The organism is Prevotella sp. HCN-7019 (assembly GCF_037890215.1).
Classification (GTDB): Bacteria; Bacteroidota; Bacteroidia; order Bacteroidales; family Bacteroidaceae; genus Prevotella.
The window spans coordinates 229,779-255,513 of the sequence record NZ_JBBKBO010000001.1 but is presented as its reverse complement, the minus strand read 5'-3'; the positions used below and the strand labels follow the sequence as shown (position 1 = coordinate 255,513).

Below are 25,735 nucleotides of genomic sequence, written 5' to 3'. Positions count from 1 at the left end.
TGTTTTCCGTTCACATAATCACTACTTTATGCTCCAAAACACCGGCTGTACGGTTATAAAACCAGGAAACAGCCCCGGTTAAGGTCACGGAGGTTGTTTGCGGGGGTGTTTGTGTTCATTTAGTTCTGTTCCGGCAGGAGCTTGCAAAGCACCGGGTCGTTCTTGATACGTTCCAGTTCCTCGGCGACGATGCGGCCGGCCTCTGCCTTGATACGTTCGTAGTTTTCCTGCACGACCTGTTTCATGTGATCCGTCCCGTTCTCGTCCGTGAAATCGGTAATTTGTGGTATCTTCTTGTACCGGGCCGTTTCCGCTTTCACTTTTTCGTTGTCCACGACAATCTCGCAGTGGAAAATCTTCTGCTCGATACGTTCGTCGAAATTGTCCGCCACGGCCCCGACGAACATTCCCTGCGTGAGCGTCGAGATCTTCGAGGCCGGGATCAGGCTGTCCAGCTGCGTGGATATGGATGTCGATTTGTCGCTGCGGCTCAACGTCATGCTCTGCCGCTTCTGCAATACCTTACCGAACCGTTCCGAGAGTGTCTTGGCCGTTTCACCTACGACCTGCCCGGAGAAGATGTTGCCCACCGTGTTCATCACGACGGCGGCCTCCTTGTCCCCGTAGTCCCTCTTCAACTGTGAAAAATCCTGGAAGCACAGCAGCACGGCGACCTTGTTGCTTCTGGCCGTGGCGATCAGGTTGTCGAGTCCCTTGAAGTAGATTGTCGGCAACTCGTCGATGATGATGCCCGATTTGAGCTGGCCTTTCTTATTTATGAGCTTGACAATCCGGGAATTATACAATCCCAAAGCCGCTCCGTAAATGTTTTGCCTGTCGGGATTGTTCCCCACGCAGAGTATCTTGGGATCGTCCGGGTTGTTGATGTCGAGCGTGAAATCGTCGCCCGACATGACCCAATATAGCTGGGGCGAAATCATGCGGGAAAGCGGAATTTTGGCCGATGCTATCTGGCCCTGGAGCTGGTCTTGAGCGCCTCCGAGCCAGGCATCCATAAAGGGGCTGAGGTAGTTTTCGAGTTCCGGGTAGGATGTCAGAATCGGGAAAATATCCTCGTACCGCTTGTTCAGGAACTCGATGGCGTGCGGGAAGGTACAATACCGCCCGTTGTCGTAGATGCGCAGGAACCAGATCACGGCCGCAAAAAGGATAATGGGGCTTTCCACAAAAAAATCGCCCTGCTTCTGCACCCAGCTTCGGTTCAGGTTGAGCATGATGGTATAGGCGCTCTCGTAGGCGTCCGAAATATCGGTCATGAAGTCCGGGTGAATGGGGTTACAGCGGTGCGAGCGGCGCGGGTCGTCGAAATTTATGACGTAGAAAGTCGGGATTTTCTTGTAACCTTTCTGGTGATTCAGCAGGTGGTTGTAAGCGATTTCCGAAAGATCGGGAAACTTGTAGTCATAGATGTATTGGGTATAGCCCTTTTCGATTTGCTGTTTAATGAACTGGTTTACAACACAATAACTCTTCCCGCTGCCCGGGCTTCCCATGCAGATGCAAGCCCTTTGCGGGTTTACGACATTGGCGAACCCGTTGTTCCACTGTTTGTTATAGTAAAATTTCGTCGGCAGATTTATGGAGTACTCGTTCTCGATCAGGCGTGTTTCCTGCTGGAATGATTCGTTCTCGTTGTTGAAAGGGTCATCCATGAGATTGTTCTTCAGCAGGCGGGACATCCACACGCCGCCCATCAAGAGGCAGATATACCCGGCCGATAGGGTCAGTATGTAGAAAGCCGCGTTCGCCATCGCCGTCAGCGGCAAGTCCAGCAGCCACCAGTTGAAGAAGAACAGCACGCCTCCCGTGGCCAGCGATGCCGTGATTTTCCGCCAGGTAATTTTCTCCTCTTTTACTCCTTTTGTCCCGAGGCATGAAAGGGCGAGGAACACGACGGCGAAAAGTTTCGTCCATAGTATATTCCGGAACAGCCCCGCGGTGCGGTCGAAGTTCAGCAGAATCCTATCGACCACGCCGATATTGATTCCCCATTCCCGTATCTGCCCGTAACAGAACCAGTAGATGTTGATAACCACGAACAAGATACTCAATGCCCGCATGAAATCCATTGTTTTTGCAAGACCCCGAAGGTCGTCTTCCTGTTGCATAACCGTAAAATTTAATAAATGAATGATAATTGAGATGTTATACTTTCCTCCGTCGTGAGGTATTCCGCTTCCGTTGCCCGTCCCGTCCGGCAGGCGCTTGTTTCGGGGACAAGTCCCTCGTGTTTTCCCCGGGATTCCGTTTCCCGCCGAAGCGCAGCTCGAAGGCGTTGGCCGAGTATGCCTTTCCCAGCCGTGATCCGTTCACGACCGTCCGTGTTTCGTGGTCAATGAACGTCACTCCCACGATGCGGCCGTTTTCGTTGCGTCGTATGTAGAGATCCACCCGGGCTCCCCGCAGGCGTTCGCGCAGTTCTTCCTCCGTGGGTTCTCCCCGAAGCGCTTTATCGACCCGGCCACGGATTTGCCTCCTCGTGTCGTCCTTCCCGAACCGTTCGGCGTTGCGCTCCATGTGCCGTTCCAGCCCGTCATACCCGACCTCTTTACCGAACAGTGAGGATTTGAGCGGCGCGGCCACTGCCTTGTCCCCGTTCTCGTCCAGCAGCGTGTAGAGCAATCCCCGGTAGGGGGTTCCGTTCCGCTCTCCCCGGACTTCCTCTATACCTATATTATATAAGGACAACAATGCCCGGAACTCGCCGAGGGTCTGGAAGCGGTATGTCGCCACGGCCGGTTTTATTACCGCTGCCACCTGGCGTTTCAGGTCGCCCCGCGTGTAATCGGCGGGGACGATCCCTTGCCCTTTCTCCCGCCTTCTCCCTTTGGCGGGATGCAGTCCGTACTCCCGTTCCAGTTCCTCGGTAACGGCCACGCTGCGTTCGTTGCGCCTGCTGTCGTTTATCTTGCGCCCGTCCTGGGCCACCTGCACCGACACGATATGGATATGCTCCCGTCCGATGTCGGTATGCTTGAATACGATATAAGGTTGTCCTCCCCAGCCCATGCGCTCCATGTAGGCCCCGGCTATCTCCGCGAGTTGCCCGTCGTCGAGGCGGTCTTCGGGAGCCGGGTTGAGCGACACGTGCACGACGGGTTTTTCCGTCCGGTAGTGCGAGGGCATCCAGCGCAGGAGGTCTTCTGCCGTCGCGGCCACGTTGAAGCGCCCATCCGCCGGCTCCCTCACGATGTGGGTCAGCAGCACCTTCCCGTCGCCCCGATCGACTTTCTCCTGGTTGTACGCCAGCGCGCCGTACACGTCTTTTCCGGTGGTGATATTGGCTACCATCGCTGTTTGAACTCTTCGGAGAGCGACACGACCTGCTGCCCGACGGCCGCCAGTTCACGTGTCGCTCTCTCCAGTTTATAGAGCAGCGCGAGTGTTTTCTTCTCGGAAAAATGCGCGTGCAGCTCCTTCACCACCTGGTTGTAATTCGTTCCCACGGCACGGAATTGGGCGTGGAAAGCGGTCAGCTTCGCCACGTATTCGAGCGTTCCCCGGTCGGTCTTTACCACCCGGAACGCCTCGTTGAACACTCTCGCTTTGATAAAAGCGGCTTTGGACAATAGCCCGGACTGCTCGTAAAGGTCGAGGAAACGGGCATGTTCCACGGCTGAAAAGTTTACCGAAAAGCGGTAAACGGCCGGGTCGTTTTTCGCGGGTCGTCCCCCTTTGCCCCCTCGGGGCTTTCTGTTCTTTTCCATCGCATCGAAATTTTAAGGAGAGGCCAGGGCCCCACCGGTTCCTGAAAATTCCGATCCCTTCGCGGCTTGCCGCCCTTCTGAAAAGCACCGACTCCGGAGGTGCTTTCTCCCCCTTGCGGGCAAGCTGTTTTCTGCTGCAAAACGAGAATCGTGCAGCAGAAAACACAGCTTGCTATTTGCCCTTTGCAAATACCTTCTGCCCGCTCGCGGACAGAACATTGAAAGAGCCGCCGTAAAACGGGGCAAGGACGGCTTCATTAGCGTCGGGATCGTTCACGAGGCAAAGATACCTACCTATTCAATCGCTTGTACCACAAGCGATTATGCCACTTGCGTCCACTTTGACGCCACACGCGGCCATAGCGGAAAAAGAGCATACAACCCGTGTTTTTAAGGGTTTACTTTGCACGTGAGAACGGATACGGGCAATGACACATCCTCCTGTCCGCACACGTGCGGACGGATGCAGAAAACACCGTGTGCAGAGGAAAAAGCGGGTCTTTGTCCGGATAAGCAAATGCGGTTGCGCATGAGTATAAAATCGGACACGCGCCCATGCACCGGCATACCGGCGTAACAGCCTGCCAGCGCACCAGCATATATGCGTGCCGGCATACCTGCATAAAATCTCATGCCGTCACTTGCCCGGATACGTGAAGAGATGAACGATTACCCGATTGTATAACTAAAAACGCATGGAACAATGAAAGAGAAAACGAAATTCGTGGCCTTCTCCACCCAAAAAGGCGGAGCGGGCAAAACCACCCTCACGGTGCTGGCAGCCTCTTACCTGCACTATGTAAAGGGTTTCAATGTCGCGGTCATCGACTGCGATTATCCCCAACACTCCATCGTGGAGATGCGGGAACGTGACCTGAAGCTTGCCCTCGAAGACGAACATTACAAGAGGTTAGCTTACGAACAATTCACCCGGCTTCAAAAGAAAGCCTATCCTGTCGTGGAAAGCAACACGAAAGAGGCGTTGGCCGATGCCGACTACCTCCTGCCGCAAGGTGATTTCGATTATGTGTTCTTCGACCTTCCCGGTACGATCAATAACGAGGATCTGATTCATTCCCTGGCCGGAATGGATTATCTCGTCGCCCCGATCAGTGCCGACCGGGTTGTCATGGAAAGCACCCTGAATTACGCAGTTGTGGTAAAGGAGCATATAATGGGCCGCGAGAAGTCCCGGATGAAAGGGCTGTATATGCTATGGAACATGGTGGACGGACGTGAAAAGACAGAATTATATCAGGTTTACGAGGCGGTAATGAAAGAGTTGGAGCTTCCTGTTCTGAAGACCTTCCTGCCTGACACCAAGCGTTTTCGTCGTGAGCAGAACGCCAGCCGTCGCTCTGTCTTCCGCTCCACGCTCTTCCCGGCAGACCGTTCTTTGATCCGGGGCAGCAACCTGGATAAACTCGTGGATGAATTGATCGAACTGTTAAAGTAGAATCTTATGAGCGGAAAAGAACATGACGACGGTTTGGACGCTTCCTTCATCATCAGCCAGGCCAAAAGCCGAAACCGGCCACTACATCCTTACACGCCGGAAAAAGAGGAGGAGGCATCGGCTCTATCGGAACCGTCCGGCGAGGCCGCCTCCTCGTCGGCTACGAAAGAGGAGGGACGCCGCCGAAGAGGGAAAGGCCAGGATTACGAGCGTCTTTTTATCCGGAACGCCCCCTCCAATACCCGAAGCGGCAAAACGGTGTATATCCGCAAGGAGTTTCACGAGCGTATAACCCGGATAGTGCAGGTTATCGGTAAGAACGAACTCTCGCTGTATAGCTACCTGGACAATGTGCTGGAGCAGCATTTCGCGACCTATCAGGAGGAAATTTCGGAACTCTACAAGAAACGGAACTCCGATATTTTTTAGTTATGAACCCAATATTTTTACAATCCATTAAAAACAATCCATCATGTCAGACAAAGCAATTATTTTATCTGTTATCCTGGCGGCCGTCCTTTGCGTCGCCGTACCCTTCATCTTCCGCGTGTGCCGCTACCGGCGCAGGATGAAAACCCTTATCGTCCCCGACGGCCCTTCGGGGGAGGTCGCCGTGGGGACTGTCCCCACCCCCGAGGCCGAGTACCTGGCCCGTTACATCTGCCTGCTGCGGCTGCCTTTCGCCGGTAACAAGCACGTGAAGATACGTCCGTCGTACCACGAGCGTATCCGCGAGATCACCCGTGTCATCGGTCGTGGCGACGTGACGATCACGGCCTACGTGGACAAGGTTCTCAAGGCGCACCTGGACGATAACCGGGAAACCATCGAGCGGCTTTTCGAGGAGCGTGAGGCCGTGGCCTCCCTGCAACCCAAAGCGGAGGAGCGATGAACGGGGCGTTGTGGCTGCTGCCCCTCTTTGCCGTGGGGTATGCCTTGTGGGCGTTTTTCCGCCTGCGGCGGATGGAACGTAACGAACCGGCAGACGGGATCGTTGCCGAAGACACGCCCTGCCGGCAGGAGATCATCGGCAGGAGCCGCTTTGTCCTCGACCCGCGCCACTCCCGGCCACAAGCTGCCGTAGAATCTGAAACTGAAAAAGTTACGGAAAAAGCCGATATATTTGTGCCCACGAATGTACCCGAACACCCCCGGCAGATTCCGCCGGAAGACCTGGATGAAGTGTTCGGTGTCGCTCCCGAGGGGGAGCCTAACGAACCTCTGGAAATCGACTTTCCGCTGTACGATGAATCTTTCCCGGATGCGGACGCGGAGGAGCCGGATTATGACGAGGATGAAGACGACACCGAAGAGCTGCCCCTTTTGGGCCGCTCGCTTGCCCAGGGGGTTAGTTTTGAACAGATGGGCGAAGCCTACCGCCACGTGGTACACGATCCACCTTCAACAGACGAGCAAAGGGAGGAAACGGGACGTGTCCTCCTGGGCCTGAAACAGACCGACATGTTCGAGGTCATCGTTTCGGGCCGCCCCGACGGGAACGACAGGGTAAAATCCCTGATCGACACCTACCTCTCGGCCTTTCACCGGCGTATGTCCGAGAGGTCTGCGGAAAGCCCATCTCCGCAGGGTTCGGTTCTCACGGGTTTCGACGTCCGTGAGTTTGTTTAACCCCATAATGACATCACGATGAAAGAAAAAGACTACGGGTAGCGCGTGAGGCTATCCTCGAACCACTGAAAAAATCCGAATCAAGAAGTTTAACCCGGTGCGGGGCCTATCCATCCCCGCGCCACAATTCAAACATTATCGAGTTATGAGAAAGAACAAGATTCTTCTTCCGGCGGCATTTCTCTTTGCCGCCATCTCCTCCGCCTTCGCGCAGGGCAACGGCATCGCCGGCATTACGGAGGCTACCAACATGGTAACCAGCTACTTCGATCCCGGAACGAAGCTCATCTACGCGATTGGGGCTGTGGTCGGCCTTATCGGGGGGATCAAGGTCTATAACAAGTTTTCGAGCGGCGACCCCGACACGTCGAAGACCGCCGCGAGCTGGTTCGGCGCGTGTATTTTCCTGATTGTCGCCGCGACGATCCTACGCTCTTTCTTCTTGTAGTCCAACCTGTCATGCAAATAATTATGGAATATGGAATCAACAAGGGAATCGGCAAGAGCGTGGAGTTCCGGGGCCTGAAGGCGCAGTACCTCTTCATCTTCGCGGGCGGCCTGCTGGCCGTCTTCGTGGTGTTCGTCATCCTCTACATGGCAGGGGTCGATCAGTGGGTATGTATCGCTTTCGGCGTTGCGGCGGCTTCGGTGCTGGTCTGGCTTACCTTCCGCCTGAACGCCCGTTACGGGGAACACGGGCTGATGAAGCTGCTCGCCGCGCGCCGGCATCCCCGCTACCTGCTCAACCGCAAGTCCCTGCGCCGGTTGCTGAAAAGAAAGGGGGGCCGCGTATGAGAAACATCTTGAAAGCTACCACGCTGGAAAGCAAGTTCCCGCTCCTGGCCGTGGAAGGCGGTTGTATCATCAGCAAGGACGCGGACATAACGGTCGTCTATCGGGTCGAACTCCCGGAGCTGTTCACCGTCACGTCCGCCGAGTACGAGGCGATCCACGCCGCCTGGTGCAAGGCCCTGAAGGTCTTGCCCGAATACAGCGTGGTACACAAGCAGGACTGGTTCATCCGCGAGCGTTACCGCCCGGCCACGGGCGAGGGGGACATGAGTTTCCTCTCCCGCAGTTACGAGCGGCATTTCAACGAGCGTCCGTTCCTGACCCACGCCTGCTTCCTCTACCTGACGAAAACGACGAGGGAGCGTATGCACATGCGTTCAGACTTCTCGACCCTCTGCCGGGGCAACATCATTCCCAAAGAGGTAAACCGGGAATCGGCGACAAAATTCCTGGAGGCGGCGGAACAGTTCGAGCGTATTCTGAACGATTCGGGTTTCCTGACCCTTGTCCGCCTCACGGGGGACGAGATCACGGGTACGGCGGATTGTCCGGGCCTGCTGGAACGGTACTTTTCCCTCTCGCTCTCGGAGACGACTTCTCTTCAGGACATCGAGCTGGGGGCCGAGGTTCTGCGCGTGGGTAACAAACGGGTGTGCCTGCACACGCTCTCGGACACGGAAGACCTGCCGGGGCACGTGGGTACGGACACCCGTTACGAGCGTCTTTCCACCGACCGTTCGGACTGCCTGCTCTCGTTCGCGGCCCCCGTGGGGCTTCTGCTTTCCTGCGACCACCTTTACAACCAGTACGTGTTCCTGGAAGACAGCGACGAAAACCTGCGTATGTTCGAGAAACGTGCGCGCAACATGCAGTCCCTTTCCCGCTACTCCCGCGGGAACCAGATAAACAAGGAGTGGGTGCGATACGTCGCTGTGTAAGTAATTGTTAAACTTAGATTTAACCCGTTGTTTCGTCAACGGTAGCCTATGGACAGATGCACCAATAGTAATATACTGTATCAAAGCTGTCCAGACAAGGTAGCCCTTCCGAAAGGAGCAGTCAGAACCGTGAGGGAAAGACAATGGCTGTTAGTATCATACAGTCAGGGAGCTTGGCTTGGGTGGTATGGTTAGCGTAAGCGAACTGTCGTCTAAACGTCGTAAGGTTGAAGAAGCCAAAGATACTGATAGGCTTCAGCCCAAAAGGGAAGCAGTCGGTTATTCCTCTCCATTCTGGGAATACACGAACAGAGTACTGCCGGTGTAATAGACAGAACCTAACCCACTTATAAGTTACTTGCACGGAACGTAGTAAGCCCGTATTTCTCCTGCCAATGACAGGTAAGCAGACCGTAAGGAATGCCGAATGGAGTGCGGGTATAGGATTGCAGAAAAAGCGAATGCCACCCTGTAATGGGGTGAATAGGGATTGAAACATCATCCCGCTGCGAAAGCAGGCTGACTTCTGCGGTAGGTGATTCTTTACAAGAAACTTTTAGAACTTTTAAAAGGAGAAAAGCAAATGAACGAAATTAAAAAATCGTGTGCATCGACTGACCAAACGCAGAGCAAATGGGACAGTATAAATTGGCTCAAATGCGAAGCTGCGGTTCAAAAGCTACAAGCGCGTATTGTAAAGGCTCAAAAAGAGGGTCGCCACAACAAGGTCAAAGCCTTGCAGTGGACACTGACCCACTCGTTTTACGCTAAAGCATTAGCGGTAAGACGTGTAACTTCCAATAATGGGAGTAAAACGGCTGGCGTCGATATGGTAACATGGAAAACGCCAGATGCTAAAGTGTGTGCAATAACCGAACTGAAAAGGAGAGGTTATACACCCCAACCTCTGAGACGAGTACATATCAGAAAGAGTAACGGGAAATTAAGACCATTGGGTATACCAACTATGAAAGACCGGGCTATGCAGGCATTGTATCTGATGGCACTGGCTCCCGTAGCTGAAACAACGGCTGATGCCAATTCTTATGGTTTCAGAAAAGAAAGGAGCACGGCAGATGCCGTTCAACAATGCTTCAATGACCTGGCAAGGACGACATCCCCACAATGGATCTTAGAAGGTGATATCAAAGGTTGTTTCGACCATATCAGTCATGAATGGTTGCTTGACAATATCCCTATGGATAAAGTTTTGCTCCGTAAATGGTTGAAAAGTGGATTTATTTTCAACAAGCAACTTTTTCCGACAGAGGAGGGAACTCCTCAAGGCGGCATCATCTCCCCAACTCTTGCAAATATGACTTTGGACGGACTGGAAAAACTGCTTGCCGATAGCTTTCCGATAAACCGCTCGAAGAAAAATTACTATACTCCTATGATAAATCTTGTTCGCTACGCGGATGATTTTATTATCACAGGAGAGAGTAAGGAGTTGTTGGAGAACCATGTTAAACCATTAGTCATTGAGTTTCTTCAAGCAAGAGGGCTTACCTTATCAGAAGAAAAGACTAAGATAACTCATATAGAAGAAGGGTTTGATTTTCTTGGGTTCAATATCAGAAAATATAAAGGCAAGTTTATCACAAAACCATCCAAGAAGAGTCGAAAGAGATTTTTAGATAAGGTTCGTGAAATAGTGGACAAGAACAAGTCTTCTAAGCAACAATCTTTGATACGATTACTAAACCCAGTCATTAGAGGATGGGCGAACTACTACAAGGGGTGTTCTGCATCGGAAACTTTCCGTAAAACAGATGCACAAATTTTCAACAAACTATGGCGATGGTCTCGCAGAAGACATCCCAAAAAAGGTAAACGATGGATTGCCAACAAGTATTATCACACTGTAAGAGGTAGAAGCTGGACTTTTGCCGTACCGCTTGAAAACAGGAAAGTGGATAAATACCACACTCTTGTGAGATTGTCGGATACGAAAATAAAGCGACATATCAAAATCCGCAGTGAGGCCAACCCATATGATGCCGATTGGAAAGATTTCTTCGATCAATACAAGACCCGAAGAATGCTTGCACACTTAGACGGCAAGCAATATATCTATCGCCTGTGGAATCAGCAAATGCAATGTTGCCCTGTGTGTGGCAAGCACATCACACGGGAAACTCCCTGGAAAATTACTGAAATGACAGGGAGCAGTAGAAAGGCGAAAGTCCTAATACATGATCATTGCAGCCGAATTACTAACAGAAATAAATGGAAGTTACTATGAGCCGGCTTTTAGTTACAAATAAAAGTTTTGAATTGCTTGAGCCGTATGAGGGGAAACTCTCACGTACGGTTCTTAGAGGGGAAAGCTCCCGTAAGGGGGCTGACCTACTCGACATCGACCAGTATCTCAACGAGGCGCACTCGTTCGGTCTTCAATCCGTCCGGGCCCATTTCAACGTGCTGGCCTGGTCGGACGACGTGCAGGAGCTCCGGCATATCCGCAATGATGTGGGCAGCCAGCTCGCTCTGATGGAGTGCCGCCCGCGCCACAACACCGTGGACGCCGCCACGCTCTACTGGGCGGGTATGCCGGGCAACGCGGGGGATTTCCCCGCCGAGGAATCGTTCTACACGTTCATCGAGCCCGCGGTCTGTTTCTTCACGGAGGAAACCAACTATAAATCCTCGTCCAGCCCTTTCGGCATCAAGCTGTGCGACCGCATAAGCGGCAGGCCCCTACACCTGGACATCTCGGACGAACCGATGAAAAAAGGGATCATTACGAATAGGAATAAATTCGTGTTAGGCGGCTCGGGGTCAGGCAAGTCGTTCTTTATGAATCATTTAGTTCGCCAATACTGGGAGCAGGGCACGCATGTCGTGCTGGTGGATACCGGTAACAGCTACCAGGGTCTTTGCGAGCTGATCCGGCGTAAGACCAAAGGTGAGGACGGCGTGTATTTTACCTATACCGAGGAACATCCCATCAGTTTCAACCCGTTCTACACCGACGACTACTATTTCGACGTGGAGAAGAAGGACAGCATCAAGACGCTGCTGCTGACACTCTGGAAAACCGAGGACGACAAGATCACGAAGACCGAGAGCGGCGAGCTGGGCAGTGCCGTGAACGCCTATATCGAGCGTATCCGCGCCGACCGGAATATCGTGCCGTGTTTTGACAGTTTCTACGAGTACCTGCGGGACGACTACCGCCGCGAGCTGGAGGAGCGGGAGATCCGGGTCAGCCGCGAGGATTTCAACATCGACAACATGCTCATCACCCTGCGGCAGTATTATAAGGGCGGACGCTACGACTTCCTTCTGAACTCCCGGGCCAACATCGACCTGCTCTCGAAGCGCTTCGTGGTCTTCGAGGTGGATTCCATCAAGGAAAACAAGGAGCTTTTTCCCGTGGTCACCATTATCATCATGGAGGCTTTCATAAACAAGATGAGACGGCTCAAGGGGGTACGCAAACAGCTCATCGTCGAGGAGGCCTGGAAGGCGCTCTCTACGGCCAATATGGCTGAATATCTGCGTTATATGTATAAAACAGTCCGCAAATACTACGGTGAGGCCATCGTTGTGACGCAGGAGGTCGAGGACATCATTTCCAGCCCGGTGGTCAAGGAGGCGATCATCAACAACTCGGACTGCAAGATCCTGCTCGACCAGCGCAAGTTCATGAACCGTTTCGACGCGATTCAGTCCTTGTTGGGGCTGACCGACAAGGAGAAGGCGCAGATTCTCTCGATCAACCAGTCCAACGACCCTTCCCGTAAATACAAGGAGGTCTGGATCGGTCTGGGCGGCGTTCAGTCGGCGGTCTATGCCACGGAGGTCAGCGTCCCGGAGTACCTGGCCTACACGACCGAGGAAACGGAGAAAGTGGAGGTACAGCGGCTTGCCGGGGAGCTGGGCGGTGATATGGAACTGGCGATCAGGCAGCTCGCCGAGGGCAAACGTTAAAGGGAGGGCAGGCCATGTATCGCAAGTGTATCGGATCAGACCCCACGGCAGCGCGTTTGGACTTCGCGCTGTACGAGGTGGCGGGCGAGTGGGAAAGCCGCTCGGGTTCTCCCCGGGTTCGCATCTACCGCAACCCGGGACGCCGGGGCGGCGGTTTTTACGTGGAGGTGTCCTACAAGGACGGGACACGCTTCTCCCGTCCCGTGAGGAAGTATTGGGGAGGTATCCGTTACTTCGACCTCTACGGGTATGTCGCCCTGGCCTACGATGCGGGGCGCGAGGTGCTCCAGCTCTCCGCCTACGGGGATTATTACCGGGCGTCGGAATGACCGCCCAAGTATTCACGAATTAAATAATGAAAAGGATGAAACGATTGATTTTAACGCTGTTCGTGGGGCTTCTTTGCTTCACGTACCAGGCAAAAGCGCAGTGGACGGTCATCGACCCGTCGAACCTCGTTCAGAACATCAAGAGCGCGGTTCAAAGCTCGACCACGGCGACCAACATGGTCAAGTCGCTGCAAGAGAGTATCAAGATTTATAACCAGAGCAAGGCTTACTACGACGCCCTCAAATCGGTGCATAACATCATCAAGGATGCCCGGAAGGTGAAGCTGACACTCGAAATGGTCAGCGAGATCACGGAAATCTACACCTCGGGATTCAACCGTATGGTTTCAGACCCGAACTTCACGGTGGACGAGCTGGCGGCGATCTCGGCGGGTTACGCCCGGCTGCTGGAGGAGGGCGGCGCGCTGGTGACGGAACTCAAGACGGTCATAACCGGCGGCAACGGCCTCTCGCTCTCGGACAAGGAGCGGATGGACGTGGTGGATCAGGTTTACACGAAGATGCTGGAGTACCGCAACCTCACGCGCTATTACACGCGCAAGACCATCTCCGTGTCCTTCATCCGCAGCCGCGAAAAGGGCGACGCGCACCGGGTGCTGGCACTTTACGGGAACCCGAACGACAGATATTGGTAACCTGAAAACGGAGGCAGTCATGGATTTCGACAATTTACACCAGGTTCTCCGGAACCTGTATCAGGAGATGATGCCGCTATGCGGCGACATGATCGGGGTGGCGAAAGGTATCGCCGGCCTGGGTGCGCTCTTTTACGTGGCTTACCGGGTATGGAAGGCACTGGCCAATGCGGAGCCTATCGACGTGTTCCCGCTCCTGCGGCCTTTCGCCATCGGCTTGTGCGTGATGTTCTTTCCCACCGTGGTTCTGGGGACGATCAACGCCGTGATGTCGCCCGTGGTGCAGGGCACGCACGCCATACTGGAGGGGCAGACATTGGATTTGCAGGCATACCAGCAACAGAAGGACGATTTGGAAGCCGAGGCCCGCAGGCGCGAGGGCAAGGCTTGGTTAGTGGACGACGAGGTGTATGAACAACGGCTTGCGGATATGGGTATCACGGATTTGGGCGAGATTATCAGCATGTGGGCCGAACGCACGTGGTACGACATCAAGGCCGGTTTCCGGCAGCTTGTCCGGGACTTCTTCGAGTTGTTGTTCAACGCCGCGGGGCTTACCATCGACACGCTGCGGACATTCTTTTTAGTCGTGCTGTCGATTCTGGGGCCCTTGTCGTTCGCCCTCTCCATTTACGACGGCTTCCACTCGACGCTCGCGAGCTGGATTTCCCGCTATATCAGCGTGTACCTTTGGCTTCCCATCGCCGACCTGTTCTCCGCGGTGCTGGCCAAGATCCAGACGTTGATGCTCCAGGCGGACGTCCTGGCCCTGCAAGACCCCAACTACATTCCCGACAGCGGCAGCGGTGTCTATATTATCTTTTTGATTATAGGTATCATAGGCTATTTCACGATCCCCACCGTTGCCGAGTGGGTGATCCAGTCGGGCGGAGCCGGCGGGGCTATGGGCGGTATCAACAAGGCCGGGGCATTCGCCACGGGTGTCGCTGGCGGTATCGCCGGCAACATGATCGGCCGCACGTTCGGGCGTCGCGGCGGTGGCGGTTCCTCCTCCGGTAACGGCGGCGTTGGCGGCCCGGCTTCGGGCAGTGCCCCCAACGGGCGCAACCTGGCAACACAAGGTAACAATAATCATTCATAACAATTTGGACAATGGAATTCAAGTCATTAAAAAACATCGAAACAAGTTTCAGGCAGATTCGGCTTTTCGGTATCGTGTTCCTCTGCCTGTGCGCGCTGGTATCCGTGTTCAGCGTGGTCGCGAGCTTCCGTTTCGCCGAAAAGCAGCGCGAGAAGATCTACGTCCTGGACGGGGGCAAGTCGCTGATGCTGGCGCTCTCGCAGGATTTGAGCCAGAACCGCCCCGTGGAGGCGCGCGAACATATCCGGCGTTTTCACGAGTTGTTCTTCACCCTCTCGCCCGACCGTGCGGCCATCGAGAGCAACATCAACCGCGCGCTGTTCCTGGTCGATAAGAGCGCCTTCGCCTATTACCAGGACATGCAGGAGAAAGGTTACTACAACCGTGTGGTGTCGGGGAACATCAGCCAGCGTATCGAGGTGGACTCCGTGGTGTGCGACTTCAACGCCTATCCCTACCGGGCCATGACCTATGCCCGGCAAATGATTGTCCGCGAGAGCAACATCACCGAGCGTTCGCTGGTCACGCGCTGCGAGCTGATCAACTCGGGGCGTTCGGACAATAACCCGCAGGGTTTCATCATGGAGAAATTCGAGATTCTGGAGAACCGCGATTTACGTACATTAAAAAGATAAGGCTATGGCAAAGAAGAGAATAAAGGCTTTCGGGGAGTGGGTCGAAGACCACCTGCGCCGCGCTTGCGGGGCGCTCTCGCCCGATAAGCGGATTATCGTGATCCTCACGCTGCTCTTGTTCTTTTCCGTCTTGTCGCTCTACTTTACCGTGTCTTCCATCTACCGCTTCGGCAAGGGAGCCGGGGAACGGATGCAGATACGGCATATCGAGCGGCTGGAACTGGAATTAAGACAACGGCAGGAGGCCGACAGTGTAAAACATCTAAAAGATTTCAATTATGACGACGAACGAAAAACAGAATAAACAGCCGGAGGCGGGGAAAAAGGAACTCACGCCCCGGCAGATACAGATGCGGAAGAAGATGGTGGTCTTCCCGCTCTTTTTCCTGGCCTTTGCCGGGTGCATGTGGCTGATCTTCTCCCCCGGCGAAAAAGAACGGGAGGAGCCTTCGGCGGGTTTCAACACGGAGCTGCCGACCCCGGAATCGGAGGGTATCCTCTCGGACAAGCGTGATGCCTACGTGCAGGAGGAGATGCGGCGCAGGGAGCGGGAAAAGATGCGCTCCTTGCAGGATTTCGCGTTCGGGATGGAGGACGAGGAGGAAGAGCCCGTCATGCCCGCTGCCGTGCCGGATAAGTCTTCCGGCCCTGCCGGCGGTTCGTCGGGAGCTTTCCGGACTTCCCGTGCCGCCTATGCCGACATCAACCGCCAGTTAGGCAGTTTCTACGAGGACACCGCCGGTGAAACGGGGGAAGAGCGCGAGATGCAGGCCCGCATCGAGGAACTGGAACGCCGCCTGGAAGAACAGCAGGCGCAGAAAACGGCCCAGGAGGAGCAGGTGGCGCTGCTGGAGAAGTCCTACGAGATCGCCGCCCGCTACATGAATGGCGGTCAAGCCCCTGAAGCCCCGCGTCAGAAAGCCTCCGTTTCCGGCAAGGCTTCCGTGCAGCCCGTGCGCCAGGTGCGCCGTAACATCGTGTCGCTGCTCGCCGCCCCGCTGCCCGATTCGGTCTTCGCCCGTGAGTTCGTCAAGCCCCGGAACTGGGGTTTCAACACGGTGGGGAGCGACCTTCGCGAGCCCGAGCGCAACAGTATCCGTGCCGCCGTGCAGCAAACCGTGACGCTCACCGATGGCGGGGAGGTTACTTTCCGGCTGCTGGAACCGATGATGGCGGGAGAGCTGCTCATCCCCTCGGGTACGCCCGTAACGGGGGCGGCGAGGATCAACGGCGAACGGCTGACGGTCAAGGTCAGCGCTGTCCAGCACGGCGGGGCGGTCGTTCCGGTCGATCTGTCGGTCTATGACACGAACGGCAACGAGGGTATTCCCGTGCCGGGGTCGGAAGAACTCAATGCCGTGAAGGAGATCGCCGCCAATATGGGTGCGGGCATGGGCAGCAGTATCACGATCACGGACGATGCCGGTTCGCAACTGCTCTCCGACCTGGGGCGCAGCGCCATCCAGGGCGTGTCGCAATACGTGAGCAAGAAGATGCGCTCGGTCAAGGTCACGCTCAAGGCCGGTTACAGCGTCCTGCTGCTCCCGCCCCTTCAATAAGGGTACAAACGACGTACTTCCGTACACCACTGAAAAAATCCATTTTTATCAACAATCAAAAAATTATCGAGTATGAAAAAGATTCTTCTGGCACTCGCTTTTATCGGGTGCATGTTCGCTGCCCACGCGCAGGAAAAGCCCTCCACGGGCGATTTGTACGACGGTCTTACCCGTCCGCTGACCTTCAACCGGGTTATCCCGCCCTACGCGCTGGAGGTGACGTTCAGCAAGACCGTTCATGTGATTTTCCCCTCGGCCATCCGTTACGTCGATCTGGGGTCTTCGGATCTTCTGGCGGCGAAAGCCGACGGCACGGAAAACGTGCTGCGTGTAAAGGCGGCCCTGCGTGATTTCTCGCGCGAGAGCAACCTTTCGGTCATTACCGAGGACGGGGCCTATTACAGCTTCAATGTCAAGTATGCCGACGAGCCGGTGAAACTGTCGGTCGAGATGGCGGACTTCCTGCATAGCGGGGAGGCGGTAAACCGCCCCAATAATGCGCTGGACATCTATTTGCAGGAGTTGGGATGCGAATCTCCGCTGCTGGTCAAACTGATCATGCAGTCCATTTACAAGAATGACCGCCGCGAGATCAAGCATATCGGTTGCAAGCGTTTCGGGGTACAATACCTCCTCAAAGGTATCTACGTGCATAACGACCTGCTTTATTTCCACCTCCAACTGAAAAACTCCTCCAACGTGCCTTTCAACGTGGACTACCTGACGTTCAAGATTACGGACAAGAAGGTGGCCAAACGCACGGCCATCCAGGAGCAGGTCGTATGGCCCGTGCGTGCGTACAACAACGTGCAGGTCATCGGCGGCAAGCGTACCGAGCGCATGGTCTTCACGCTCCCGAAGTTCACGCTGGCCGACGACAAGCAGCTGGTCGTGGAACTGCACGAGCAGCAGGGCGGGCGACACCAGACTTTCACGGTGGAGAATGCCGACCTGGTGCGCGCACGTGTTATCAACGAGTTAAAGGTAAAGTGATATGAAACGGGCGATATTCATTCTCACGCTGGGGTTATGCCTCCTCCTTTCGGACGGGGCGCACGCCCAGCGTGCCCTGCCCGCCATGCGCGGGCTGGAAATACGGGGAGGCATGGCCGACGGCTTCTATACCCGGGACAGCCGCAGCGAAACGGGCTACTGGTTCGGGCTGGCCATGAGCCGTTACGCGAAGAATGCCGACAAGTGGGTGTTCGGCGCGGAGTTCCTGAACCGTTATTACCCCTACAAGTCGGAACGTATCCCGGTGGCGCAGTTCACGGCCGAGGGAGGTTACTATTACAAGTTCCTCGCTGACCCGTCCAGGACTTTTTTCTTCTACCTCGGCGGCTCGGCGCTGGCCGGTTACGAGAGCGTGAACCGGGGCGAGAGGCGGCTCTATGACGGCTCTACGCTCCGCCACCGCGACCGTTTCCTCTATGGCGGGGCCGTCACGCTGGAGGTCGATGCGTACCTGACCGACAGGATTATCCTCTCGCTGACGGGGCGTGAGCGTATCCTATGGGGCACTACAACGGGACATTTCCACGCGCAGTTCGGCCTGGGCGTGAAATTCATAATCCATTAAACTTGCAAGCGACATGAAAAAGATGAAAAAGATATTGGCCCTGGCGGTCTGGATCGCCGCCCTGGGTCTTTTATGCGCATCCTGCGACAACGGGCTGGATATACAGCAGGCGTACACGTTCTCTCTGGAAACGATGCCCGTTCAGAAGCGAATCTCCGTTGGTGAAACCGCTGAAATCCGCTGCACGCTCGTGCGGGAGGGGAGATATGACGGCGCGCGTTACACGATCCGCTATTTCCAGCCCGACGGGCGCGGTGAGTTGAGGATGGACGACGGTACGGTGTTCCTGCCCAACGACCGCTATCCGCTCGACCGTGAGGTGTTCCGCCTCTATTACACATCGCGCAGCGATGACCAGCAGACCATCGACGTCTATGTCGAGGACAACACGGGTCAGGTCGTGAAGACCTCCTTCACGTTCCAGAGCGAGAACGGGACGGAGGAAACGGAACGATAACGGAATATGTCTAACCAAGAGAAGCGCCCGTCACCCGGGCGCTTTCCATAAATACTGAAAACCATGACAGAGCAAGAGAGAATAGATATAGCCTATCTCGATACGGGGGTGTACGAGAACCCGTGGCGCGAGAACCTTTTCGAGACGCTGCCCGAGGATCGGAAAACGGCGGAAGTCTGCCGTTTCGCCATCAAGAAATCGGCTTTCAACATCGAGTTCGTTCCCGAAGCGATGAAAACGCCGGAACTTTGTCTTGCCGCGGCCGGCCACCGGGGCGAAACACTGAAATTCGTCCCTGACCGTCTGAAGACACCGAAAATGTGCCGTGCCGCCGTCGATAGCAACAGCTACGCGCTGTATTACGTTCCGGAGGGGTTGAAGACCCCCGAACTGTGCATGGCGGCCGTGAAGCGCAACGGTCTGGTGCTGGAGGCCGTCCCCGGGGAATTGAGGACGCCGCAAATATGCCGTGCGGCGTTGAAAGCGGTGGACAGTGCCGATTACAAGATACTCCCTTACATTCCGTATCCCGATATATGCCTGGAAGGGCTGAAAAAATTCGGGATGTCGTTCGTGGACAAGTTCGAGATTTTCGCCTCCATTGCCCCGGAGGTCATGACCGGGGAACTGGCCCTTCACGGCGTGGGGATGGACGCGTCCTGCCTTTCGCTCGTGCCGGTGGAACTGCGCACGGAGGCAGTCTGCCTGCGTGCCGTCAGCGGGGACGGCATCCTGCTCCATGAAGTGCCGGAGGAATTACGCACGGAACGGGTCTGCGAGGCCGCCGTGTCCTCGAACTACCTGGCACTGGAGTACGTTCCGAAACATCTGAAAACCGACCGTCTGTGCGGGATGGCGCTGGAGCGCGATCCCCTGGCCATCCGCTTTTTCAACCCCGAACAGCTCACGCCGGAGGTCTGCAACCGGGCGTTGGCCCGTACCGACGACCTGCGTGTCCTCCGCTATATCCCCTTCGAGGAGATACACCTGAAAGTGTTGGGGTTCTATTGCACGAATTACGATAAGACCTTCGATTTTTTGGAGAACATGAACCCCTGGTTCCTCACGCCGAGGGTGGCCCGGGAAATTTTCGCCCTGGAGCCGGAGCTGTTCTACAACCTTCCCGACCACGCCAAGAACGAGGAGATGTGCCGCCGGGCCGTCGGGCACGACGGGAGCTACCTGCAATATGTCCCCGAGAAGTGGAAAACGCCGGAGTTGTGCATGGAGGCCATACGGCGCAGTCCCTATGCCATCGCCCACCTGCCCGAGAGCATGAAAAGCCCGGATCTATACATGAGCCTGGTGCGGGAGAACCCGCAAAACCTGAAAGGCGTCCCCCGCGAAGCCCGGACGCCGGAGATGAGCCGGGAGGCTTTCGAGCGTACCTACGGGAAGGACAAAACCGATTTCTCGGTTATCAGCGCGTTGAGCGACCCCGCCCTGGTCTTGCAGGTGTTCCGCGAGCAGGACGACCCGCAGCAGATACACCGGTTGATGAGTGTCCTGCACCTGAACCGCCGGCTTGTAACGGAGGAGGTGGCGTTGGAGGCCGTTCGCAAGGATGCGGGGGTGCTGTACGACATTCCCCAGAGGGCCATCACGCCGCTCGTGGCCGATACGGCCGTGCGGGGCGACCCGAGGATGATCCAGTGGGTTCCGAGGGAGCTTCGCACGGCGGATCTGTGCCTCTATGCCGAGGCCGCCCATCCCGAGTTGCGGGTTTACGTTCCCGACGAAATAGCAAAGGGACGTAATATCTACTCGTTCCACCGTCAGGTGGACGCGAAATTGCGGCAGCCGCTCGAATACGAACAATACAAGACCCTCTACTCGGGCGGCGCGGTGCGTGTGAACAACGTGTGGACGTCGGTTGCGGGTGAGATTGACTGCTGCGAGGTGCGTTACGACCGTAAGACGGAGAAACTCAAACTGCGGATCGTCGAACCGCCCAGGGAGAAGAAGGCGCAGCCGAAGGTCGCGCCCCGCAAACCCGCCCGGGGGCCGAAATTGTAGGACGGCGGGTAGTTCTTTGGCAGGAAGGTTGTTAAAAATCGCACGTGTTGTCGCCGATACCCGAATGAAATCGTTATATTTGCAATCGAATCCTCCGGCGGCGTGCCGCCGGGCGATTTACATACGGAAGGAACACATTATGGTGGGGCATTGAAAACAGCCAAATTTTAATCCGCTCGCAAAATAATGGGTAGTTCTCTTCTTCATCGTCGTGTCTATATGCGTCAAGCGTATGCGATAGCGGCGTGGGGAGAAATTATCTATCGAGTGGATGGGTGCTTGGCTGTACCTCAATGCCGGTATTTAACGTATTCTCACGCCTTTTTCGTATGGTATTTGTCTGAACCTAAAGAAAAGCGATATGGAAACGAAATCGACAAATGAGGTAAAGGGTGATTACGACCGGGTATCGGCGAGTGAATGCCTGGGGTCGCTAATCGAGTTGCACGGGATTGTCATGGAAGACGATCTGTTCGTCATTCCCGATGCGGATGGCACGGCAGTATTATACAATGACGGGAAGATACGTTTTGACGAGATCGCCGACATCGAGGTCGGCTCGGTGTTTGTGGGCATCCTGCTCCGCAACGGCTATCTGTTCTACCTTTCCCGTACCGAACCGCTCAAGACGTGCATATACACGCATGGCGGGTGGGGTTCAATCTCTGAAATTTCTCCCCGTGGCATTGCCGGACATATCGGGCGTGAACTGCACGGGAAGCTGGGCGACCATACGGCGGTCGATTGACGGGAAACAAAAAAATCGGACGGTTGTACTGCACCCCAAAAGTTGGACACTTTTGGGGTGTTTTTTATGAAATATAATTATGAGATTCGTTTAAAGGCCGTAAAACTGGTACTCGAAGGCGGACTTTCGGTTAGGGAAGCCGGATGTCACTTGGGCTGTGGCCGCTCGCAAGTTCACTTGTGGGTAACATTATTCGAGCGCCATGGCCTTGCCGGCCTTAAGCTGCGCCACGGTAGCTACAGTGCAGAATTTAAGTTGTCAGTTTTGAAGCATATGCACCAAAATCATCTATCTTTGCTGGAGACAGCAGTGCATTTCGGCATTCCGGGCCCTTTTGTTATTCGTCAATGGGAGCGGCTCTATCAAAACCAAGGTGCTGAAGGCCTGCGGCGTAAACCGCAAAGAAGGAGGCCGGCCATGAGTAAATCGAAGACTAAAAAAGTCAAACTCAAAACGACTCCGCACGAAGAGTTGCTTAAGGAACTGGAGTATCTTCGTGCCGAGAATGCTTACTTAAAAAAATTGCAGGCCTTAGTCGAGGAGCGCATTGTCCGCGAGAGCGGGAAAGAGCCCAAGCCATCGAAGGACTAAGGCCGCAGTGCCGGCTTTCAGTATTGCTCAAAGCCGCAGGGATGGCGCGAAGCACATTTTATTATCACTTCAGAAAATCAAAACAACCCGATAAATATGCTCGCGAAAAAGAGAGTATTATAAGGTTATATCACGAACATAAGGGGCGTTATGGTTATCGGCGCATTACCGTTGAAATGAATAAGATCGGATATGCGATAAATCACAAAACCGTACTTAAGCTGATGAATATTTGCGGGATAAAAAGTCAGGTCAGGCTCCGTAAATACTGTTCATACAAAGGACAGATCGGACGGATAGCGCCCAATCTTCTGCAACGCGACTTTGCAGCCGAAAAACCGAATCAGAAGTGGGTTACTGACCTTACGGAATTTTCGGTTTGCGGCGTAAAGTTATATCTATCGCCGATTATGGACTTATATAACCGGGAGATTATTAGCTATAAAATAGCTGAACGCCCTAACTTTATGCAGATCATGAAGATGCTGGACGATGCGTTTGCCAGAATACCGGATTCTCCGGGTATTGTCTTGCATTCCGACCAGGGCTGGCAGTATCAGATGAAGCAGTATCAGCTCCGTTTAAGACAGAAAGGTATTACACAGAGCATGTCGCGCAAGGGTAACTGTCTGGATAACGCTGCTATGGAAAGTTTCTTTGGATTATTGAAGTCCGAATTATTATATTTGCAAAAATTCTCATCCATAGACCATTTCCGAAAAAAATTGGAAGAATATATCGACTACTACAATAACAAGCGGATAAAGAAATACTTAAACAACATGAGCCCGGTACAATACCGAACTCATGCCATCTAAACAAATACTAATCCGTCCAATATTTGGGGTGCACTTCAGTTATCGTCCGATTTTTTTCGCGTCGTATTTTCACGGCCGTTGCCTGCCGTGTTCCCGTTTCCGCCTTTGCAGGGCGAGCAGTTGCCGCAACATGTAGGCATGGTTTTCCCCCACGGTATGCCCCGAGGGCATCAGGTAGGGACTTGCGAGGCACTCCCGGCATTGGCGTACCGCCTCTTTTAAGTCGGTAACGGTTATTTCCGCTCCCGTGATGTCTTTAATCTTTGTTTCCATTCTTGTCCTGTTTTTTTGGTTCGTACCAACTGTCCCGGTAATTTTCTCCCACGAGCGAGAAAATTCCGCTCATGCCGCTTTCAGCGGCGAAATTTTTGGCTTCCCATATACCGGAAAACTCTCCCAGCAGCCGGTAGCCGATGAATAATTTGTACTTGCGCATGATTTTATCGTTTTTCCAGGTTGATAATCGGTGTGTTCTTTTGCAGCCATTCCTTCACGCTGTCCATGTTGTATTCGGATGTGATAACCGCCGTTCGGTCGTCGATTTCGGTGAAGCGCGTAGTTTCATACCCGTCGATCCACTGCTTCAGCGTGGCAACGCCCCACACCTGCGGGTCGTCGAACATGGTGTTGAGCCGCCCGATACCCTCGCCGAAGGTTACGAGCAGCGTTTCATAGGAGATTTCCTTGTTTACTTCATTCGTTTTCATATTCTCGCTTTTTACGGGCGGCTTTTGCCGCCCCGAAATTTTTTAATCAGACAAGTTCCACTCTAACCCTGCTCATGTTCGCCCAGAACACGCCGTTGCAGTAGTAGGCGTAGCCGTTATGCCAGTTGCTCCTGCGGCGTATCACGTCCTGCTCGGGTGGTCGTATCTCGATACTCGTGGTGTAGATGTTGTGTCCCACGGTAATGACGAGGTTGCACCTTCGCCATATCTCGGAATGGGTTTTGAACCCGTTTTTCCCCTCGACGAGCGCAAGGGCCGTCTTGACTGCTTCCCGAACTTCCCAATCCCACTCCCCGAAGGGTTTGAGCGGGCGTGCCATGTAGCTTTTATAGATGATTTTCATTGTTATATTTTTTTTTGTAGGGCGGCTTTCGCCGCCCCGATTTTATAATTCGACAATCCTTTCCACTCTGCCATACAACATGGAGCGTATGCTCGTCTTGTCCACGCCCTTGTATTCCGTGTAATGCCCGTACTGCTTTACCACGAATGTTTTCAGTACATCGACAAAGTTGAAACGATACCCTAAAAGCGGAATGGAGTCCTTGAAATAGGTGTTATGGTTTACCTCACGGGTAATCCAGTCTTTCTCCTCACGGGTGAGCGTTCCCCCGTCATTGAGCCGTTTGCGTAATATGTACGCTTTTGAGCCTGCAAGGCTTTCGAGTGCGGGAACGTCCCACGACACGAATTTATATGCTATTTGGTTCATTCTATTTTGTTTTTGCGGGCGGCTTTCGCCGCCCCGATTTTTATGCTGTCATTCGTTTCCGTATAAGGGACATGTTCCCCTTCATCAGTTTCAGTATTTGCCCGTGGTATGGGGTATTCTTGTTACACACGCCACGGCTCTGCACGACCTCCATGCGTTTTAGGGACACCTCTATCGTTTCGATACGTTTGCCGTCGATTGTGGCCGAGAGTATGAGCGAGTCGGCTTTCAGATAGTATTCGTTGGTAAACACGCAATGGTGCATGGCCTCGCCCTCCTGCCGTATGGCTTCAACGCTGTCCAATACCTTGATGCAGATTTCCCCGTCGGAAAACTCCACTCCGAAAAACCGCCCTTTGGCTTCGACAAACGAGGCTTCCTGTTCCAACGCCTTGCGCCGTTCCTCCTGCCGCCGTTCCATTTGCATGTGCCGCCGTTTTTTAGCCATGTAGAGGTCATGCGCTGCGGGCAGGTCTGCGGGACACACGAAATGGGCGTTATGCAGGTCTTTCCCGAAAAATCGCAGCAGGTCGATGTAGTCGCACCATTCCGTCGGTTTCCCGATAGCGTACCCGTTACGGATGGCGATACGGATGGCCGGCCAATAGTCTGCGATATTGCGGGAGGAACGGGCGAAAAATCGCACGAGTGCCGTTTGTCCCGCTTTAAGCAGCGTTTCGGCCTTGTTCTCCGAGAGCAGCAGGTGGATAAGGTCGAAAGGGGTTACATCGGGGAGTTGTTTGCCGTAACCGCTTCGGCGCAGTTCGGGGATAAGCCGTTGCCGGGGATAGATGCGTGTGGGCGTGATGTTGTATTTCCCGTCGTTCTCCGCCCGCAGTTCCAATGCGCTCGACCAACTCCACCCGTGAACGAAGAAGCCCATCGGGCGCAGCCGTGCGAAGGTTGCGGAGCGTCCGTCGGGGGCAATCCACCGCTGTACGGCTTCGATATGGGTGTAAACGGGTGTCTGTCCCACTTTTGCCCAACACTCGATATAGACGAAGCGCAGGACTTGAAAACCCTTGCAGCGGGTTACGATACACAAATACTCGTAATCGTTGAACTTGCGGCGCAGGGTGGTTTCCACTTTCAGCGTGGTGTGGCAGTGCGGACACTCGCACCCTAACAGATTGTCCGTGAGTTCTCCGTTTTCGCTCTGCCACGTGTGGCCGCACTCGGTGCAGGTGATAAGTCCTTTCGGCGTGCGGCGTCCGATATGCTCGATGCAGTTCTTGTACCCCCATTCGATTTGTGCGGGGGTAAGCGGCGGCAGGTGTTTGCTTGCCGCCACGACGTTCTGTTGGAATTTTGTTCTCGGTTTCATAA

At 54.5% G+C, this 25,735-nt stretch carries 29 protein-coding genes and 2 pseudogenes; 22 read left to right on the top strand and 9 right to left on the bottom strand.

Annotation, left to right across the window (positions count from 1 at the left end; all coding sequences use genetic code 11):
* Window positions 1–119: 119 nt before the first annotated feature.
* Genes mobC through mobA form a run of 3 tightly spaced genes read right to left on the bottom strand, consistent with a single transcriptional unit; the run spans window position 120 to window position 3,728 of the window.
* The gene (mobC, locus tag WKT13_RS01000; RefSeq protein WP_004319168.1) at window positions 120–2,129 is read right to left on the bottom strand and encodes a conjugal transfer protein MobC; all 2,010 of its coding nucleotides are present in this window, start codon (window positions 2,127–2,129) and stop codon (window positions 120–122) included.
* Window positions 2,130–2,166: 37 nt separating this feature from the next.
* Entirely contained in the window at window positions 2,167–3,312 is a 1,146-nt protein-coding gene (gene mobB, locus WKT13_RS00995) for a conjugal transfer protein MobB (protein WP_004319166.1), read from the bottom strand.
* A complete protein-coding gene (mobA, locus tag WKT13_RS00990; RefSeq protein WP_004295462.1) occupies window positions 3,306–3,728 on the bottom strand; it encodes a conjugal transfer protein MobA in 423 nt (140 codons plus the stop codon). The genes mobB and mobA overlap by 7 nt, the downstream gene beginning before the upstream one ends.
* 703 nt (window positions 3,729–4,431) lie before the next feature.
* On the opposite strand from mobA, the gene WKT13_RS00985 reads away from it, so the two are divergent.
* From WKT13_RS00985 to WKT13_RS00880, 22 genes and pseudogenes are all read left to right on the top strand, one after another.
* Entirely contained in the window at window positions 4,432–5,184 is a 753-nt protein-coding gene (locus WKT13_RS00985; protein WP_015547221.1) for a ParA family protein, read from the top strand.
* A gap of 6 nt (window positions 5,185–5,190) precedes the next feature.
* Window positions 5,191–5,613 carry a DUF3408 domain-containing protein gene (locus WKT13_RS00980; RefSeq protein ID WP_004295459.1) on the top strand — a complete coding sequence of 141 codons (423 nt, stop codon included), beginning with the start codon at window positions 5,191–5,193 and terminating at the stop codon, window positions 5,611–5,613.
* 43 nt (window positions 5,614–5,656) lie between these two features.
* Window positions 5,657–6,076 (top strand): DUF3408 domain-containing protein, encoded by a 420-nt coding sequence (locus WKT13_RS00975; RefSeq protein WP_004303802.1) that lies wholly within the window; start codon window positions 5,657–5,659, stop codon window positions 6,074–6,076.
* Complete coding sequence (locus WKT13_RS00970; protein ID WP_155012303.1) at window positions 6,073–6,813, top strand: hypothetical protein; 741 nt, start codon at window positions 6,073–6,075, stop codon at window positions 6,811–6,813. Before WKT13_RS00975 ends, WKT13_RS00970 begins: the two co-directional genes overlap by 4 nt.
* 145 nt (window positions 6,814–6,958) lie before the next feature.
* The gene (locus tag WKT13_RS00965; RefSeq protein WP_004303800.1) at window positions 6,959–7,261 is read left to right on the top strand and encodes a DUF4134 domain-containing protein; all 303 of its coding nucleotides are present in this window, start codon (window positions 6,959–6,961) and stop codon (window positions 7,259–7,261) included.
* A gap of 20 nt (window positions 7,262–7,281) precedes the next feature.
* Window positions 7,282–7,608 (top strand): DUF4133 domain-containing protein, encoded by a 327-nt coding sequence (locus WKT13_RS00960; RefSeq protein WP_032558190.1) that lies wholly within the window; start codon window positions 7,282–7,284, stop codon window positions 7,606–7,608.
* Window positions 7,605–8,525 (top strand): annotated as a pseudogene (locus tag WKT13_RS00955) (TraG family conjugative transposon ATPase); the annotation flags it as partial. The gene WKT13_RS00960 and the pseudogene WKT13_RS00955, both read left to right, overlap by 4 nt.
* 601 nt (window positions 8,526–9,126) lie before the next feature.
* Window positions 9,127–10,788, top strand: coding sequence for a group II intron reverse transcriptase/maturase (gene ltrA / locus WKT13_RS00950; protein ID WP_004319152.1), 1,662 nt, complete (start codon window positions 9,127–9,129; stop codon window positions 10,786–10,788).
* 113 nt (window positions 10,789–10,901) lie between these two features.
* A pseudogene (locus WKT13_RS00945) lies at window positions 10,902–12,479 on the top strand (TraG family conjugative transposon ATPase); the annotation flags it as partial.
* Between the two features lie 14 nt (window positions 12,480–12,493).
* Complete coding sequence (locus WKT13_RS00940) at window positions 12,494–12,808, top strand: DUF3876 domain-containing protein (protein ID WP_004303798.1); 315 nt, start codon at window positions 12,494–12,496, stop codon at window positions 12,806–12,808.
* A 35-nt stretch (window positions 12,809–12,843) separates the two neighbouring features.
* A complete protein-coding gene (locus WKT13_RS00935; RefSeq protein WP_007851777.1) occupies window positions 12,844–13,464 on the top strand; it encodes a DUF4141 domain-containing protein in 621 nt (206 codons plus the stop codon).
* 19 nt (window positions 13,465–13,483) lie between these two features.
* Complete coding sequence (gene traJ, locus WKT13_RS00930; protein ID WP_029429443.1) at window positions 13,484–14,566, top strand: conjugative transposon protein TraJ; 1,083 nt, start codon at window positions 13,484–13,486, stop codon at window positions 14,564–14,566.
* A gap of 11 nt (window positions 14,567–14,577) precedes the next feature.
* The gene (traK, locus tag WKT13_RS00925) at window positions 14,578–15,201 is read left to right on the top strand and encodes a conjugative transposon protein TraK (protein WP_004295450.1); all 624 of its coding nucleotides are present in this window, start codon (window positions 14,578–14,580) and stop codon (window positions 15,199–15,201) included.
* Between the two features lie 4 nt (window positions 15,202–15,205).
* Entirely contained in the window at window positions 15,206–15,505 is a 300-nt protein-coding gene (locus tag WKT13_RS00920; protein WP_004295449.1) for a TraL conjugative transposon family protein, read from the top strand.
* Entirely contained in the window at window positions 15,480–16,760 is a 1,281-nt protein-coding gene (traM, locus tag WKT13_RS00915; protein ID WP_017141464.1) for a conjugative transposon protein TraM, read from the top strand. The genes WKT13_RS00920 and traM overlap by 26 nt, the downstream gene beginning before the upstream one ends.
* Before the next feature lie 72 nt (window positions 16,761–16,832).
* Window positions 16,833–17,753, top strand: a complete 921-nt coding sequence (gene traN / locus WKT13_RS00910) for a conjugative transposon protein TraN (protein ID WP_340322451.1) — start codon at window positions 16,833–16,835, stop codon at window positions 17,751–17,753.
* 1 nt (window position 17,754) lies between these two features.
* Complete coding sequence (locus tag WKT13_RS00905; RefSeq protein ID WP_004319140.1) at window positions 17,755–18,339, top strand: conjugal transfer protein TraO; 585 nt, start codon at window positions 17,755–17,757, stop codon at window positions 18,337–18,339.
* 13 nt (window positions 18,340–18,352) lie between these two features.
* Window positions 18,353–18,796 carry a DUF3872 domain-containing protein gene (locus tag WKT13_RS00900; protein WP_004295445.1) on the top strand — a complete coding sequence of 148 codons (444 nt, stop codon included), beginning with the start codon at window positions 18,353–18,355 and terminating at the stop codon, window positions 18,794–18,796.
* 63 nt (window positions 18,797–18,859) lie between these two features.
* Window positions 18,860–20,812 carry a DUF4116 domain-containing protein gene (locus WKT13_RS00895; RefSeq protein ID WP_074784395.1) on the top strand — a complete coding sequence of 651 codons (1,953 nt, stop codon included), beginning with the start codon at window positions 18,860–18,862 and terminating at the stop codon, window positions 20,810–20,812.
* Window positions 20,813–21,173: 361 nt separating this feature from the next.
* Complete coding sequence (locus WKT13_RS00890) at window positions 21,174–21,560, top strand: hypothetical protein (protein ID WP_004295441.1); 387 nt, start codon at window positions 21,174–21,176, stop codon at window positions 21,558–21,560.
* A gap of 66 nt (window positions 21,561–21,626) precedes the next feature.
* The gene (locus tag WKT13_RS00885) at window positions 21,627–22,151 is read left to right on the top strand and encodes a helix-turn-helix domain-containing protein (RefSeq protein ID WP_032558195.1); all 525 of its coding nucleotides are present in this window, start codon (window positions 21,627–21,629) and stop codon (window positions 22,149–22,151) included.
* Window positions 22,082–22,969, top strand: coding sequence for an IS3 family transposase (locus tag WKT13_RS00880; RefSeq protein WP_181215143.1), 888 nt, complete (start codon window positions 22,082–22,084; stop codon window positions 22,967–22,969). The genes WKT13_RS00885 and WKT13_RS00880 overlap by 70 nt, the downstream gene beginning before the upstream one ends.
* Before the next feature lie 69 nt (window positions 22,970–23,038).
* Here WKT13_RS00880 and WKT13_RS00875 read toward each other — a convergent pair whose 3' ends face one another.
* Genes WKT13_RS00875 through WKT13_RS00850 form a run of 6 tightly spaced genes read right to left on the bottom strand, consistent with a single transcriptional unit; the run spans window position 23,039 to window position 25,733 of the window.
* Entirely contained in the window at window positions 23,039–23,242 is a 204-nt protein-coding gene (locus tag WKT13_RS00875) for a hypothetical protein (RefSeq protein ID WP_004295440.1), read from the bottom strand.
* Entirely contained in the window at window positions 23,226–23,405 is a 180-nt protein-coding gene (locus tag WKT13_RS00870; RefSeq protein ID WP_004295439.1) for a hypothetical protein, read from the bottom strand. Before WKT13_RS00870 ends, WKT13_RS00875 begins: the two co-directional genes overlap by 17 nt.
* A 4-nt stretch (window positions 23,406–23,409) precedes the next feature.
* Complete coding sequence (locus WKT13_RS00865; RefSeq protein ID WP_004295438.1) at window positions 23,410–23,676, bottom strand: DUF6956 domain-containing protein; 267 nt, start codon at window positions 23,674–23,676, stop codon at window positions 23,410–23,412.
* 46 nt (window positions 23,677–23,722) lie between these two features.
* Window positions 23,723–24,040 carry a hypothetical protein gene (locus WKT13_RS00860; protein ID WP_004295436.1) on the bottom strand — a complete coding sequence of 106 codons (318 nt, stop codon included), beginning with the start codon at window positions 24,038–24,040 and terminating at the stop codon, window positions 23,723–23,725.
* A 42-nt stretch (window positions 24,041–24,082) separates the two neighbouring features.
* Entirely contained in the window at window positions 24,083–24,409 is a 327-nt protein-coding gene (locus tag WKT13_RS00855; protein ID WP_004295437.1) for a hypothetical protein, read from the bottom strand.
* A 40-nt stretch (window positions 24,410–24,449) separates the two neighbouring features.
* Window positions 24,450–25,733 (bottom strand): PcfJ domain-containing protein, encoded by a 1,284-nt coding sequence (locus WKT13_RS00850; RefSeq protein WP_061436655.1) that lies wholly within the window; start codon window positions 25,731–25,733, stop codon window positions 24,450–24,452.
* Window positions 25,734–25,735: the final 2 nt, after the last annotated feature.

Coding starts and splice junctions, on each gene's coding strand:
- mobC (WP_004319168.1), bottom strand. CDS start 2,129: ATGCAACAGGAAGACGACCTTCGGGGTCTTGCAAAAACAATGGATTTC.
- mobB (WP_004319166.1), bottom strand. CDS start 3,312: ATGGTAGCCAATATCACCACCGGAAAAGACGTGTACGGCGCGCTGGCG.
- mobA (WP_004295462.1), bottom strand. CDS start 3,728: ATGGAAAAGAACAGAAAGCCCCGAGGGGGCAAAGGGGGACGACCCGCG.
- WKT13_RS00985 (WP_015547221.1), top strand. CDS start 4,432: ATGAAAGAGAAAACGAAATTCGTGGCCTTCTCCACCCAAAAAGGCGGA.
- WKT13_RS00980 (WP_004295459.1), top strand. CDS start 5,191: ATGAGCGGAAAAGAACATGACGACGGTTTGGACGCTTCCTTCATCATC.
- WKT13_RS00975 (WP_004303802.1), top strand. CDS start 5,657: ATGTCAGACAAAGCAATTATTTTATCTGTTATCCTGGCGGCCGTCCTT.
- WKT13_RS00970 (WP_155012303.1), top strand. CDS start 6,073: ATGAACGGGGCGTTGTGGCTGCTGCCCCTCTTTGCCGTGGGGTATGCC.
- WKT13_RS00965 (WP_004303800.1), top strand. CDS start 6,959: ATGAGAAAGAACAAGATTCTTCTTCCGGCGGCATTTCTCTTTGCCGCC.
- ltrA (WP_004319152.1), top strand. CDS start 9,127: ATGAACGAAATTAAAAAATCGTGTGCATCGACTGACCAAACGCAGAGC.
- WKT13_RS00940 (WP_004303798.1), top strand. CDS start 12,494: ATGTATCGCAAGTGTATCGGATCAGACCCCACGGCAGCGCGTTTGGAC.
- WKT13_RS00935 (WP_007851777.1), top strand. CDS start 12,844: ATGAAACGATTGATTTTAACGCTGTTCGTGGGGCTTCTTTGCTTCACG.
- traJ (WP_029429443.1), top strand. CDS start 13,484: ATGGATTTCGACAATTTACACCAGGTTCTCCGGAACCTGTATCAGGAG.
- traK (WP_004295450.1), top strand. CDS start 14,578: ATGGAATTCAAGTCATTAAAAAACATCGAAACAAGTTTCAGGCAGATT.
- WKT13_RS00920 (WP_004295449.1), top strand. CDS start 15,206: ATGGCAAAGAAGAGAATAAAGGCTTTCGGGGAGTGGGTCGAAGACCAC.
- traM (WP_017141464.1), top strand. CDS start 15,480: ATGACGACGAACGAAAAACAGAATAAACAGCCGGAGGCGGGGAAAAAG.
- traN (WP_340322451.1), top strand. CDS start 16,833: ATGAAAAAGATTCTTCTGGCACTCGCTTTTATCGGGTGCATGTTCGCT.
- WKT13_RS00905 (WP_004319140.1), top strand. CDS start 17,755: ATGAAACGGGCGATATTCATTCTCACGCTGGGGTTATGCCTCCTCCTT.
- WKT13_RS00900 (WP_004295445.1), top strand. CDS start 18,353: ATGAAAAAGATGAAAAAGATATTGGCCCTGGCGGTCTGGATCGCCGCC.
- WKT13_RS00895 (WP_074784395.1), top strand. CDS start 18,860: ATGACAGAGCAAGAGAGAATAGATATAGCCTATCTCGATACGGGGGTG.
- WKT13_RS00890 (WP_004295441.1), top strand. CDS start 21,174: ATGGAAACGAAATCGACAAATGAGGTAAAGGGTGATTACGACCGGGTA.
- WKT13_RS00885 (WP_032558195.1), top strand. CDS start 21,627: ATGAAATATAATTATGAGATTCGTTTAAAGGCCGTAAAACTGGTACTC.
- WKT13_RS00875 (WP_004295440.1), bottom strand. CDS start 23,242: ATGGAAACAAAGATTAAAGACATCACGGGAGCGGAAATAACCGTTACC.
- WKT13_RS00870 (WP_004295439.1), bottom strand. CDS start 23,405: ATGCGCAAGTACAAATTATTCATCGGCTACCGGCTGCTGGGAGAGTTT.
- WKT13_RS00865 (WP_004295438.1), bottom strand. CDS start 23,676: ATGAAAACGAATGAAGTAAACAAGGAAATCTCCTATGAAACGCTGCTC.
- WKT13_RS00860 (WP_004295436.1), bottom strand. CDS start 24,040: ATGAAAATCATCTATAAAAGCTACATGGCACGCCCGCTCAAACCCTTC.
- WKT13_RS00855 (WP_004295437.1), bottom strand. CDS start 24,409: ATGAACCAAATAGCATATAAATTCGTGTCGTGGGACGTTCCCGCACTC.
- WKT13_RS00850 (WP_061436655.1), bottom strand. CDS start 25,733: ATGAAACCGAGAACAAAATTCCAACAGAACGTCGTGGCGGCAAGCAAA.